This window comes from Marinomonas gallaica (assembly GCF_049821165.1).
Taxonomy (GTDB): domain Bacteria; phylum Pseudomonadota; class Gammaproteobacteria; order Pseudomonadales; family Marinomonadaceae; genus Marinomonas; species Marinomonas gallaica.
Genome location: NZ_CP187511.1, coordinates 3502897 through 3517150 on the forward strand (window position 1 = coordinate 3502897; position 14254 = coordinate 3517150).

At 44.2% G+C, this 14254-nt stretch carries 12 protein-coding genes; 2 read left to right on the forward strand and 10 right to left on the reverse strand.

What is annotated here, in order from left to right:
* Window positions 1-53: 53 nt before the first annotated feature.
* The 4 genes from mazG to cysM form a co-directional block, all read right to left on the reverse strand.
* Window positions 54-866, reverse strand: a complete 813-nt coding sequence (gene mazG / locus ACPUEK_RS16605; protein WP_067216192.1) for a nucleoside triphosphate pyrophosphohydrolase — start codon at window positions 864-866, stop codon at window positions 54-56.
* Complete coding sequence (relA, locus tag ACPUEK_RS16610) at window positions 863-3109, reverse strand: GTP diphosphokinase (RefSeq protein ID WP_067216196.1); 2247 nt, start codon at window positions 3107-3109, stop codon at window positions 863-865. Before relA ends, mazG begins: the two co-directional genes overlap by 4 nt.
* 23 nt (window positions 3110-3132) lie before the next feature.
* Window positions 3133-4443 (reverse strand): 23S rRNA (uracil(1939)-C(5))-methyltransferase RlmD, encoded by a 1311-nt coding sequence (gene rlmD / locus ACPUEK_RS16615; protein ID WP_425641508.1) that lies wholly within the window; start codon window positions 4441-4443, stop codon window positions 3133-3135.
* Window positions 4444-4540: 97 nt separating this feature from the next.
* On the reverse strand, window positions 4541-5431 hold the full coding sequence (cysM, locus tag ACPUEK_RS16620; protein ID WP_425641510.1) for a cysteine synthase CysM: 891 nt from the start codon (window positions 5429-5431) through the stop codon (window positions 4541-4543).
* Window positions 5432-5574: 143 nt separating this feature from the next.
* Between cysM and ACPUEK_RS16625 the strand changes: the two genes are divergently transcribed.
* Together ACPUEK_RS16625 and ACPUEK_RS16630 are read left to right on the forward strand one after the other, a co-directional pair.
* Window positions 5575-5799 carry a hypothetical protein gene (locus ACPUEK_RS16625; RefSeq protein ID WP_067216202.1) on the forward strand — a complete coding sequence of 75 codons (225 nt, stop codon included), beginning with the start codon at window positions 5575-5577 and terminating at the stop codon, window positions 5797-5799.
* Window positions 5800-5829: 30 nt separating this feature from the next.
* The gene (locus ACPUEK_RS16630) at window positions 5830-8688 is read left to right on the forward strand and encodes a response regulator (protein ID WP_425641511.1); all 2859 of its coding nucleotides are present in this window, start codon (window positions 5830-5832) and stop codon (window positions 8686-8688) included.
* Here the strand turns inward: ACPUEK_RS16630 and acpS are convergent.
* The 6 genes from acpS to lepA are packed head-to-tail and all read right to left on the reverse strand — an operon-like array spanning window position 8627 to window position 14082.
* Window positions 8627-9010 (reverse strand): holo-ACP synthase, encoded by a 384-nt coding sequence (gene acpS, locus ACPUEK_RS16635; protein WP_425641512.1) that lies wholly within the window; start codon window positions 9008-9010, stop codon window positions 8627-8629. The genes ACPUEK_RS16630 and acpS overlap by 62 nt on opposite strands.
* Before the next feature lie 35 nt (window positions 9011-9045).
* Window positions 9046-9786, reverse strand: a complete 741-nt coding sequence (gene recO, locus ACPUEK_RS16640) for a DNA repair protein RecO (RefSeq protein ID WP_425641513.1) — start codon at window positions 9784-9786, stop codon at window positions 9046-9048.
* Window positions 9787-9789: 3 nt separating this feature from the next.
* Window positions 9790-10704: a GTPase Era gene (gene era / locus ACPUEK_RS16645; RefSeq protein WP_067031610.1), complete on the reverse strand. Its 915-nt coding sequence runs from the start codon at window positions 10702-10704 to the stop codon at window positions 9790-9792.
* Complete coding sequence (gene rnc / locus ACPUEK_RS16650) at window positions 10705-11382, reverse strand: ribonuclease III (protein ID WP_067031613.1); 678 nt, start codon at window positions 11380-11382, stop codon at window positions 10705-10707.
* A 16-nt stretch (window positions 11383-11398) separates the two neighbouring features.
* Complete coding sequence (lepB, locus tag ACPUEK_RS16655; RefSeq protein WP_417505547.1) at window positions 11399-12223, reverse strand: signal peptidase I; 825 nt, start codon at window positions 12221-12223, stop codon at window positions 11399-11401.
* 56 nt (window positions 12224-12279) lie between these two features.
* On the reverse strand, window positions 12280-14082 hold the full coding sequence (lepA, locus tag ACPUEK_RS16660) for a translation elongation factor 4 (protein WP_425641514.1): 1803 nt from the start codon (window positions 14080-14082) through the stop codon (window positions 12280-12282).
* Between the last annotated feature and the right edge of the window lie 172 nt (window positions 14083-14254).

Below are 14254 nucleotides of genomic sequence, written 5' to 3' on the forward strand. Positions count from 1 at the left end.
AATACGTCTCCTTTCTTCTTCTGTTATCGCTCGCCCATGCGAGCCAGATATCGCTATAAACCGTTGGCTTTAGCGCGCTCCCACAACTGATCTAACTCTTCTAAAGAGCAATCCGTTAACGGTGTGTTCAGTTCTGATAATTGATGTTCTATAAAAGCAAAACGACGACGAAATTTCACATTGGTCTGCATCAATGCATGCTCAGGCGAAATCGATAAGTGCCTTGCTAAATTTGATACGGCAAATAACACATCGCCAAGCTCCGCTTCAGCTTCGGCATGCGATAAATGATCAATCGCTTCCTCTAATTCATCAAGCTCTTCTCGAATCTTAGCAAAAACAGGCTTTACATTTTGCCAGTCAAAACCAACTTTACCTGCTTGCTTTTGCAATTTCACCGCTTGGCTCAACACTGACATACTACTGGGCACGGAGCCCAATAGACCTTGCGACGCTTGGCCTTTAGCACGTTTTTCTTCGGCTTTGATTTTCTGCCATTGCTCACCAATTTGTTGTTCAGACAACGCATTCGGCGTGGCATAACTGTCAAACGTACCATCAGGAAAAACATGAGGATGACGACGCAGCATTTTTTCTACGATGGTATTAACTACATCAGAGAAATTGAAGGCATTTTCTTCACTGGCCATTTGCGCATGAAATACCACTTGAAACAGCAAATCCCCTAGTTCGTCTTGAAGGTCTTCTCGATCGCCTCGAACAATCGCATCCATGACTTCATAAGCTTCCTCAATCGTATAGGGCGCGATGCTGTCAAAGCTTTGCTTTTGATCCCACGGACAACCATACTTGCGATCACGCAACATGGTCATTAACGCTAATAAGTCATTCAGGCCGTATTTCAATTATCGCGCTCCCTAAAGACATCCAATACATTTGGCAATTGATTGATGCGATGAAGCAAACGAGAAAGCGTACTGATTTCACTCACCTCGATAGTAAACCGTATGGCGGCAGTGTGATCTTCCTTGGCAGAAATCGTATTCATCGACAGCAAATTCACCTTCTCATTGGAAAGCAACGCCGTAATGTCATTCAGCAAACCAGTGCGGTCATAGGCAGAGACGCGAATATTCACAGGATATAAGTTATCAACTTCTTCTCCCCAATTCACTTCCACTATTCGCTCAGGCTCTTCAAGCTGTAATTGCGCTGCATTAATACAGTCTTGGCGATGAATAGACACTCCTCGACCTTGTGTAATGTAGCCAATAATGTCATCACCAGGAATCGGAGAACAGCATTTTGCCATTTGTGTCAGTAGCTTCCCCACACCTTGAATATGAATATCATTATCCGAAGATTTATGACGGCTTTTTTTCAAGCGAACAGGGCGAACGGCAGGATCACCATCTAAGCCATGCAAATCATCTATGACACGCAGCACACGGCCTAATTGGATGTCTCCTGCACCAAGAGAGACGTATACATCTTCTCCTGTAGAAAAATTGAAGCGTTCTGCAATGGCATTAAAATTCAGCTTATTTTCTTCAATACCAAGACGCTTTAGCTGCTTATCAAGAACACTCTGCCCCGCTTCAAGATTTTTCTCACGATCTTCTCGTCTGAACCAACTTTGAATCTTAGCTCTGGCTCGGTTGGTGTTTACATATCCTAATGTTGGATGTAACCAATCTCGGCTCGGACCCCCCTCTTTGGTCGTCAAAATTTCAATTTTATCACCCGTTTTAAGATGCGTAACAAGGGAAATAATCTTACCGTTCACTTTAGCACCACGACAGCGATGCCCAATTTCTGTGTGCACACGGTAAGCAAAATCTACCGGTGTTGCATTAATAGGTAAATCGACCACATGTCCATCTGGCGTAAATACGTAGATACGGTCTTGCTCAATGTCGTTAAGCACTTGCTCACTGAGTGACTCTAAATCGCCTTGCACTTCATTGAAATCTAGAATCGTACGCAACCACTGCAGCTTTTCTTCATAGCTTGAGCTGTTCGATGTGAGGTCAGTACCCTTGTATTTCCAGTGCGCGCATACACCAAGCTCTGCATCTTCATGCATTTTATGGGTTCGTATCTGAATCTCTAACACACGCCCTTCTGGCCCAACAACCGCCGTGTGGAGAGATTGATATCCATTGGATTTGGGGTTGCTGATGTAGTCGTCAAACTCCTGAGGAATAGGCTTCCAAAGATTATGGACGATACCTAATACACCGTAACACTCCATCGTTTCATCAACGAGAATTCGCACTGCACGAACATCATATACTTCATCGAACGGGATGTTCTTACGACGCATTTTGCGCCAAATGCTGTAAATATGTTTCGCTCGTCCCATCACATCCGCATGGATATTAATCGCTTCCATACGCAATTTAAGATCTTTGATAGCGTCATCAATAAACTGTTGGCGATCTAATCGCTTTTCATCGAGCAATTTGGCGATGCGCTTGTAATCAGCTGGGTAAAGATAACGGAACGATAAGTCCTCAAGTTCCCACTTGATATGACCAATACCAAGTCGATGAGCAAGTGGGGCATAAACACTCTGCACCTCCAAGGCGATCGACTCTTTGCGTTCATCACTCTGATGTTTGGCCTCTTTTATAGCGCAGGCTCGTTCAGACAGCTTAATCAATACAACGCGGACATCGTCAATGATAGACACCAACATTTTACGCAGTGATTCAAGCTGGTTTTCATGACTACCAAGTACTTCTGCAGTGCTGTCTTTGGATAAGTTTTTCGACACCTCACCCATGCGAATCACGCCCTCAATCAATGACGCCACTTTACGGCCAAACATGTCACTGACTTTGGAAAGTTCTAATTGGTCCTCACGCACGACACGGTAAAGCGCTGCAGCCAAAAGAGAGTCTTGATCGGCACGGAAACCGGCAAGAATTTCGACCATTTCGAGGCCAGCTCTAAACGTGCTCGCCTGTGGCCCCCAGTAAGATGATCGTCCCGACGCGGCTTCCGCCTGCCTTGCCAACTGACAAGCCATTCTCAAAGGAACGCGACTCGCTTCATCAATCTTGTCAGCAAAGTGAGACATCCAAGCATCGATATCGACACTCCCGTCTGCTAAAACCGGGTGATCCTTTCTTACCGTAACCATATAACTACCCTTCTGGTAACAACTTACTTCTGCAACAACATCATTGCTTCAACATGCGACGTTTGCGGAAACATATCCATCATACAAACCTTTGTCACACGAAATCCATTTTCGACCAAATACTCTGCATCCCTTGCTAAAGTTGAAGCATTGCAGGAAACATACAAAATTTGCTGCGGTTTTAAGCGCACCAAAGTCGGTAAAAACTCAAGTGCTCCGGCCCTAGGAGGGTCCAACAGAGCTTTAGTGATTTTAGCTTTTTTTATGCGATTTGGCGGGCTCTGAGTCAAGTCAGCTGCGATAAACTCTATATTATCTAGATGCGCTTGACTGGCATTAAACCGCCCCATTTCAACCATAGTCTCAATCGCTTCTACCGCCAACACATGGCCTGCACGCTTAGCCATTGGCAAAGAGAAATTTCCTGCACCACAAAACAAATCCAACACAACATCGTCTTCACTTAACGCTAGCCACGACATCGCTTGCTCTACCATAGCCTCGTTGATTTGCGCATTCACTTGGATAAAGTCTTGTGCTTGAAAGTTCAATACTAAATCATCTACTACATAATGACGCACTGCGTGATGACCAACTTTGTTCTCAGAAGGAGCCTGCCACAACAAAGTAACAGAAGAGGCTTTAGCCCAGTCATTGAGTGCAACCTTATCCGCATCTTGAATATCACGTGACTGCCTTAAAACAACGCACACACCTTGGTTGTCATACAGCAACTCGATATGCCCTAGTTTGGCTACAAGCGCAGAATCTTTAAGATAGGAGCGCAATGCCTGATAAGTGTCTTGCAAAAAAGGTTCCAAAACTTGGCATTGATCAATATCAACAATCTCATTCGAGGATTTCGCACGAAACCCTATTTGAGCATGGTTGTTTTTCACGAACACCGAAATGCGAGCGCGTCGACGGTAACCGAAAGGCTGTCCTTCAAGACGACTCATCTCGGCAGGCAGCGATAGCTTACGAAATTGACCAGCTAACCAGTTCTCTTTTAAATGACGTTGCGCGGAAATATTCATGTGTTGCAATTGGCAACCGCCGCATTGCTCAAAATGAGGGCAAGTAGGCAATATTCTATCTGGACTGTCCTGCAGACGCTTTACTGCGATGGCTTGGTTAAATTGACGCCCTTCTTTTACAATGCGCGCTTCAACTCGCTCACCTGTTATTGCACCTGCGACAAAAGTCACTTTGCCATTTTCTCGCGCAACGCCATGACCTTCATGAGTCGTATCCTCGATAGCAAGCAAACGAATAGGGGAAGAGATAGGCTTATTCTGAGAAGGTCTAGCTCGACGATGAGATCGATTTTTCAAGGTAACGTCTCTAGCAATAAAATTAACCGAAGATGATACCTCATTCGCACCCTTCGACCTAGAGTAAGCCAACACTTTGCAGGAATGGTGGACTTATTTAATCAAACACGCCTGTTGAAAGATATCGATCGCCGCGATCACAAACAATCACAACAATAGTCGCATTATTCACTTGCTCTGAAAGCGCCATAGCAGCACTGACAGCGCCACCGGATGAAACACCACTGAACACACCCTCTTCTTTCGCTAAACGACGCATTACAATTTCGGCGTCCTGCTGCGCAATATCCATCACGCGATCAACACGCTTTTCATCAAAAATGGTCGGCAGATACTCTTTAGGCCAACGGCGGATACCCGGGATGCTACTGCCTTCAGATGGCTGCAAACCCACTATTTCAACTTCTGGATTTTTCTCTTTTAGGTATTTCGAGATTCCCATGATAGTACCCGTGGTTCCCATAGAGCTCACAAAGTGTGTCACTGTACCTTGAGTTTGTTGCCAAATCTCTGGGCCTGTCGACTCATAGTGGGCGTTGGGGTTGTCTTGGTTACCAAATTGGTTCAATACAACACCTTTTCCTTGCGCTTGCATTTCTAGCGCTAGGTCTCGAGCTCTTTCCATGCCTTCTTCTTTGGTAACAAGATGCAAAACTGCCCCATAAGCTGACATCGCAGATTTGCGCTCTTGGCTCATGTTATCAGGCATTATCAAATGCATTTCATACCCTTTTATGGCGGCAGCCATTGCTAAAGCGATCCCCGTATTGCCGCTGGTCGCCTCAATCAGGCTATCCCCTGGCTTAATATCACCTCGCAACTCCGCTTGGACAATCATGTTTAGAGCAGGACGATCTTTCACTGAACCTGCAGGGTTTTGCCCTTCAAGTTTAAGCAAAATCGTATTACTGGGGTTAGGATTAATACGTTGCAACTTTACCAGCGGCGTATTGCCTACAATGGATTCAATAGTTTGATATTTGATCATACAACTCAGACACTTAAGATGTTTTATAAATTAATGGTTTACGCTTTTTTACTCGAACTTATTAGAATGCATATCAAATACGTATTAAAATAAAAACTTGTTATAAAGTTAGGCCAATTTTGTTGCACTAGGAGTGACAGACCATGCATAAACCTCTTGTACTCAGCGCATTACTCGCAGCCGCTACAATTTCTGGCTGCGATATATTCGGCGGCCCTGCAGCGGATATTCCCGACGCAGAACTGCGCCAAAAATGGCGTGAATGTAAATCCATCAGCAATCCATCACGCACAAAAGTCTTGGCTTGTGAAAATTATGTTCGCGAGTGTGATCGCCGTAAAAGCAAAGGTAACATAGCTTGTTACTAAACTTCTTGTAGAGAAATAGGAAAATGGGAAATGCGCCCAATCGATAATCCACCTTTACAACAGAAGTTATGGAAAGCTATTTTTCTCCCTGTACTCGCAGTCATCGCCAGTGCAGCTATTATCATTTATCTAAGTGAGATTTTTGACCGCAAGAAGCAATTCGAATATCTCAGCCGCTACCAAACAGAGCAAGTTGCAGACTCCAGTGAATACGCACTCTTGTTTAATGATCAAAATCTAATCGCCAGCAACATCCATGGCTTATTACGCCAACAAGACATTATTGGTGTTACTTACTTTAACAATCAACGTCAAATCATTGATAAAGTGGGTCAGGTTACCCCACCTCAAACAGACCTACCAACCCAAATAGCCAGCCGCTATGTCAACAACGGCAATCATTATGTTTCAATTGCTCCTATTTTCTATCTCAACACCACTCAAGAAAATATGGTAGAGATACCGTTTAATCAAGCAAACCCGACGCTGATTGCGGACTCAATCGGACTGGCCAAAAGCCCTCAACGAGAGTTACTAGGATGGATACAAGTAACTGCCAGCACCCAACGCATCCAACTCGAAAAGATCTCCTTTGCCCTCTCCATTTTTGGTTACTTTATCGCTGCAGTAATCGCCAGCGCATTTTTATGCTGGAAATACGCCGTTCGTTTGTCTGCACCTTGGCTACACATCACACGCACCTTAACAAATATCAGCAGCGGCGATTACGACTCAAGCAACACACTATCTTTGCCTAAACACCTTCAGAAAACCCAAGAAGAACTGAGATATATTTCAGAACGACTCAAAAACTACCGTTCTGACTTAGAAACAGAAATTGAGCAAATCACCAAAGAAACCCGTGAAAATTCAATTTTATTAGAAGAAAAAAGCGCACAACTACATATAGCCAACAAAGAAGCGATGGAATCGAACCGCTTAAAAACTCAATTTTTGGCCAACATCTCTCACGAGGTACGCACACCATTAAGCGCCATTCTTGGTTATACTAAGCTATTGCAGAAAGACCGTCTCGAAGCACAGCAGAAAGACTACGTAGAGACCATTGCGCAATCCACCAATGATCTACTTACAACCATTGGCAATATTTTAGATTTTTCCAAAATCGAAGCGGGAAAAACGGTCGTCTTAGACAGTGAAGATTTTAATCTTCGAGAGAGTATCGACGATGTTCTTCATTCGCTCGCTTCAACGCCATCCACTGAAGCCAAAGACATCGATTTAGTTCCTAGCTTTAATCCTAACTTACCGGACTGGGTAAAAGGCGATAAAACTCGCTTACGCCAAATACTCAACAACCTCATTGGTAACGCCATCAAGTTCACTCAGAAAGGCTCAATTCAGGTCATTGTTGATGGCAAGCAAGTCAGTAGCGAAGAGCTCGACATATCAATCGAAGTGATCGACACTGGCTGCGGAATCCCCAGCGAGAAAATCAATCAATTATTCAAACCTTTTTCGCAAGTAGACTCCAGCCACACTCGAAGCTACGCAGGTACAGGCCTTGGCTTAGTGATCACCAAAAAACTAATTGAGCAAATGAGTGGTGAAATTGGTGTCATCAGTGAACAAGGGCGTGGCTCCAATTTTTACTTTACCATTCGCTTAAAAGCGTCAAAAAAGACAACGGAACCGCTAGCGCCACTAGAACACCACCTACTCATTTTAGAACCTAGCAATAACTATCGAGCCTACTTAAGCTCATGCCTTGATGCGTTTTCATCAAGCTACGTTTTTACCAGCTCAACAGAGCAGTTCATAAACTCTTTGCATCATTCGGATAAGCCTTACACGGCAACATTAATCTGTGCAGATAGCGATCAAGAAACAGCGCAAGATATTCATGAATTGGTGCAGTATTTAAATCAACGCTTTCAACTGCCAAGCCTCATTTTAGCGAAGCCCACAAGCCACATCACACTTCACGCCCAACACTATCAACATTTAAGCGCTATTGTGCAGAAGCCATTGTCTGCTTCTAAGTTACATCACGCGTTGACGCATTTAAGCACTCAAAATGGATCTTTAGACACAATTGAGACAAACACTAAAGAAATTGAGCCGCCAGTCTATGAGCGTCTAAATGGGTTACATGTATTAGCAGTCGATGACACACAAATCAACTTACAACTATTGGGGCATTGGCTTGACCCTCATGGCATTAAACTCAGCCTTGCCCACTCTGGGCAACAGGCTCTGACTATGGCCCAGACTCAATCGTTTGATTTAATCTTGATGGACATACAAATGCCGGAAATGGATGGCATGGAAACCACAAGACGATTGCGTCAGATAGACGACTATAAAGACACCCCGATTATTGCATTAACAGCACACGCCCTAGCTCAAGAACAACAATCTATTCTAGCAAGTGGCATGAATGCTTACCTAACCAAGCCAATCAACGAAGAAACTCTGCTCAATACATTACAAGATTGGTGCCATAGCGATAAGAGCTTAAGTGCTCAAGTAGAAGAGGAATTATCCGAAGTATTTGACTTGCATAAAGCGCTTTCAATGACGGGCAATCGAGCACAAGCTGCCAAAGACTTATTTGAAATGCTCATGCAATCACTTATCGAAGATAAACGCCTGCTTAGCCATCACTTCGAACAGCGAGATTTAGATAAACTGATCGCCACCGTACATAGAATCCATGGTGCGAGTAAATATTCTGGCACCATCGAGCTCACTAAGCATGCAAATTTCCTAGAAACCCACCTAAAGGAACTAGGGTTCGATGAAACAGAGGATGTATATAACGACTTTATCAATGCGTTAGAACGACTTGAGTACGCACAAAGCCTTATTCCTTGGCCTCTAGCATCACAAAGGCAAGAGCAAACTGCTTCTCATCCGACAAGCTAAGATGCCAAACAGCAGGCCGCCCGATCAGTTGATGAATGCTGTCAGCGGCCTCTAACACAGGCTTTCCTGAGTCTAAATTGCACACTGTAAAATGCTGAAAACTCACCCCTGAGCCGATCCCAGTCCCCAACGCCTTCACTGCGGCTTCTTTGGCTGCAAACCGCTTAGCCACAAAAGACACTGCACGATGTCCCGATAAACCAAGGTATTGAGTCTGCTCAGGCTTTGTTAAAATACGATTAACAAATCGATCACCTAAGCGCTCAATCGACTCCGCAATCCGACTGATTTCAATAATGTCTGTTCCAATACCAATAATCATCTATTCGCCTAAACCGTCACTCAGATTAGAATACATTAAACAGAGAACCTAAAAAGCGGCACATGCCACAATCGTTCGCCCTCATAGGGCTTTGAGGGCAGCAAAGAACGCGATTTTAACACACGAGCACCCAGCGCATGATCTAACCATGCTCGGTGCAGCTCTTTCGCCAACATTAACACCTGCCTATTATCCCATCGACCTTCGGCGTAGGCTAACGCTGCCGCACCGTCTAAATACACAATAGGCTTCACTTTAGGCTGCTCACCATAATAAGGGCGCAGACCAAATCGATGATGTAACTGGTAGAGTTGCTGTGACTCCAGTGGCTCACCACGACTGGTAGCACTCATATTGACTTGAATACCTAACTCTTCGAACACACCTAACTCAAAGCGTCGCAACAACGGCGCTATTGGTGCCTCACCTTGTAGATGCGTAATTAGCCATCGATACAAGACAAACAAAGGTTCTAGGGGAAGCCCCACCGGCAACAGACGCTCAATCAATTCATGTACATAAAAAGCACTGTATAGGGCATTACCCTGTAATAAAATAGGGGATTCCAGCGCCTCAGCGGAGCGGACACTCTTAAGTTCAGAGCGACCAGACAACTCAAACTCCATCAACAAAAAAGACCCGGGGGATACCCGAGCCTCTTTTGCTTTTTTACGCCATACACTACGAATCAAGCCTGCTTCTTTTGTCAGAATATCCAAGAGCACTTTTTCATCTTGAAAGGGGCGAGTGTGTATGATGTATCCTTGGACGCGCACAGTTTAATCGTCTTGATAACCTAAACTAGCCAATGCCCGCTCGTCATCAGACCAGCCCGATCGCACCTTCACCCACAAGTTAAGCATGACCTTCTGCTGGAACAGATTCTCCATATCAATGCGAGCTTCTTTACCAATTAACTTAATCTTAGCGCCTTTATCACCGATGATAATGCGCTTTTGCCCATCACGCTCAACTAAGATCAAAGCTGAAATATGAATGGTAGCCCCTTCAAATACAAACTCTTCGATTTGCACTGCCACTTCATAAGGTACTTCTTGCCCCAATTGACGTGTGATTTTTTCACGCACAATTTCAGAAGCAAGAAAACGAGAGCTACGGTTGGTAATCTGATCTTCTGGGTAATACTGCTCACCTTCCGGAATATAGCTTTCAACCAGCGACTCTAAACGATCCAGATTCTTGTTACGCAGTGCCGAAATTGGAATAATCTGAGAGAACGTCATTTTTTCAGAGAACGCTGCAAGCTTCGGTAAAAGCTCTTCCTTATCATCCAATTGATCAACTTTGTTAACCACCAACACGACAGGACAGTCCGCATAACGAACTTTTGCTAACACGTTATCATCTTCTTCTGTCCAGCGCTCAGCATCGATCACAAACAACACAACATCGACATCTTTTAGTGCAGAGCTTGCTGTTCGGTTCATATATCGGTTAATCGCTTTATCTTGGCCTTTATGCAGCCCTGGCGTATCCACATATACTGTTTGGATGTGCCCCTTGGTCTGCACTCCCAAGATTTGATCTCGAGTGGTTTGCGGTTTACGCGACGTAATCGACAGCTTTTGACCGAGGATGTGGTTCATTAAGGTTGATTTACCTACATTTGGACGACCAACAATCGCCACAAACCCACAGTGCGTAATCTCTTGATACTCTTCTTCGTGATCCATTTAGTTCTTTTCCAGCTCTTTAAGCGCTTTGGCAGCAGCATTTTGCTCTGCAATTCGACGACTTCCACCCTTGCCTTCAACAGGCGTATCGAACAACTCAATTTGGCAGTGGACAAAGAACATTTGATCATGAGGCTCACCTACAATCTTCACTACTTCATAAAGAGGCAGTGAATGCTTACGCGCTTGTAAGTACTCTTGTAAACGTGTCTTAGCGTCTTTCGTAACCACTTTTAATGAGGTTGCATCTAAGCGCTCTTTGTACCACTCCAAAATGTGCTGACGGCAGACATCCATTCCAGCATCTAAATAGATAGCACCAATAATGCCTTCTACCGCATCGGCTAGAATTGAGTCGCGACGGAAGCCACCACTTTTTAATTCACCCGCTCCCAATTTTAGGAAATCACCTAATTGAAACTCGCGAGCTAATTCAGCTAACGTATCACCTTTCACCAACGATGCTCGAAGGCGACTTAGCTCACCTTCTTTCGCTTTTGGGAAGCGATGAAATAACTCTTCAGCGATAACATAATTTAAGATTGAATCTCCTAAAAACTCCAACCGTTCATTATTTCTACCACCGAAGCTTCGGTGCGTTAACGCCAGTTCAAGTAGCCCTAGGTCAGCAAAGAAGTAGCCTATTCGCCGACACAATTTTTCATAAATAGAGCTCAAAATTTCTCCAAAAGTATTATTCAATTAAACCATTATTCTTAAAGCTTGGAAGACTAAAAAATTCATTCCAATGCAGCCATACATAAAACGCACGACCCTTCATATTCTCTTCTGGCACAAAGCCCCAAACGCGACTATCAGCACTGTTATCACGGTTATCACCCATAACAAAATAGTGGCCTTCCGGCACGACCCAATCCCCTTCTAACGGATTGCGACGATAGCTTTTATAGATTTGATGACTAACACCGTCTAAGTTTTCCTCATAAACCGCGACCGGTTCACGACTAGGATTAAGAGAAACAGGTAATTCAGCCAACAACTCTTCGTCCATAAGTTTGCCATTAATCATCAAGCGCTTATTGTGGTAACTGATGACATCACCCGGTAAACCAATCATACGCTTAATATAGTTCAGGCTTGGGTTTTCTGGGTACTTAAACACCACTACATCACCACGCTCGGGCTCTGTGGTAGGGATAATCGTCTTATTCAACACTGGCAGGCGAAGTCCGTAATCCATTTTATTCACCAGAATGAAGTCACCAATCTCTAACGTTGGCAACATTGACCCTGATGGAATCTGAAATGGCTCAGCCACAAATGAACGTAGACCAAAGATCACCGCAACAATCACAAAATAAGATTTCACTTCCAGCAACCACTTAGGTGTATCCGCCAGATTTAGTTGGGCATTCTTATCTAATGCAGCCACCGCTTCCGGTGCCATTTGAGACAAAATCTTTTTGCGTTTTGGAGCATAAGCGATGCGATCGTAAAGCCATGCGGCAAACGTTACAAAAAACGCAATCGCCAAGATCAGTTCGAAATCAAAATCCATACATCTTCTCCAAGTAAAAGAGCCGCACATATGGGCGGCCCTTTATCATTCCCGTCTTAGCTATCTACTTTTAACACGGCTAAGAACGCACTTTGTGGTACTTCAACATTACCTACTTGCTTCATGCGTTTTTTACCTTCTTTCTGCTTCTGCAGTAGCTTTTTCTTACGGCTAACATCCCCACCATAACACTTCGCGGTTACGTTTTTACGTAATGCTTTAACCGTAGTACGCGCGATAACTTTTGCTCCGACGGCTCCTTGAATCGCGACATCAAACATTTGTCGAGGGATCAAATCCTTCATTTTTTCACACAATGCTCTACCTTTGGTTTGAACATTGTCACGGTGCATGATCGTAGCCAAAGCATCCACACGCTCACCGTTAATCATGATATCCAAACGAACTAATGGCGCAGCTTCGAAATGATGGAAAGAATAATCCAATGATGCAAAACCACGACTGCAAGATTTCAAGCGATCAAAGAAATCCAACACCACTTCGTTCATCGGTAAGTGATATCGCAATTGCACTTGACTACCGACATACAGCATATCTTTCTGAATACCACGTTTTTCAACACACAAGGAAATAACGTTCCCAAGATACTCTTGTGGCACTAGAATATTAGCCTCAACAACTGGCTCACGCATCTCACGAATAGTACCTGGATCAGGCATTTTCGATGGGCTGTCTACATTAATTGTATCGCCACTGTTTAACTCTACTTCGTATACTACAGTCGGTGCCGTAGTAATCAGATCCAAATTGTATTCACGCTCTAAACGCTCTTGAATGATTTCCATATGCAGCATACCTAAGAAGCCACAACGAAAACCAAAGCCTAAGGCGTCAGATGTCTCTGGCTCGAAGAATAGCGAAGCATCGTTCAAGGTGAGTTTGTCCAGCGCCTCACGGAAGTCTTCATAGTCATCAGAGCTGACAGGGAAAAGGCCAGCATAAACCTGAGGCTTCACTTTTTGGAAACCTTCTAGCTGAGGTACATCAGGTGTCGAAATGTGAGTGATCGTGTCACCCACAGGTGCACCATGAATATCTTTAATACCCGCGATCACATAACCCACTTCACCAGCACGCAGTACACCCGTCTCTTTACGTTTAGGGGTAAAAATACCGACGTTATCTACTGGATGAGACTGTTTTGTCGACTTAATAAAGATTTTATCTTTTTTCGCAAGTGTTCCCTGCTTAATACGCACCAAGGATACAACACCTAAGTAATTATCAAACCATGAGTCAATAATAAGCGCTTGTAGGGGTGCGTCGGTATCACCTTCTGGAGGTGGAATTGTAGCGACAAGTCGCTCAAGTACATCTTCTACGCCCATGCCGGTCTTCGCCGAACAGGTAACGGCGTCGGTCGCATCAATACCAATGATTTCTTCAATCTCTTCTGCAACTCGAATAGGCTCAGCTTGAGGCAAATCGATTTTATTCAGAACAGGCATAACTTCCAAGCCTTGTTCAATAGCCGTGTAGCAGTTGGCCACCGACTGGGCCTCTACACCTTGCGCTGCATCAACAACCAACAACGCACCCTCACAGGCGGCTAGAGAACGAGACACTTCATACGAAAAGTCCACATGCCCAGGTGTATCGATGAAATTTAGCTGATACGTTTTACCATCTTTGGCATGGTAGTCTAGTGTGACACTCTGAGCTTTGATTGTGATCCCACGCTCACGCTCGATGTCCATGGAATCTAACACTTGGTTAGACATTTCACGTGCAGTTAAGCCTTCACAGTTTTGAATAAAACGGTCCGCTAACGTCGACTTACCGTGATCGATATGCGCAATAATACTGAAATTTCGGATGTGCTTTAGATTGTTCGACACTTTAAACTCACACTTAAAAAGCGATTTTTAAAAGAGTACCTGTTGATAAGTCAACTACACAGTTAGACGCAGTCTAATCGTTGAAGGCTAACCTTCACATTGCAATAAATGACTTATAAACAGGTTCTCAGGGCAAAATATGGCGCGCATTCTACCGAAATAAAGCGCTATA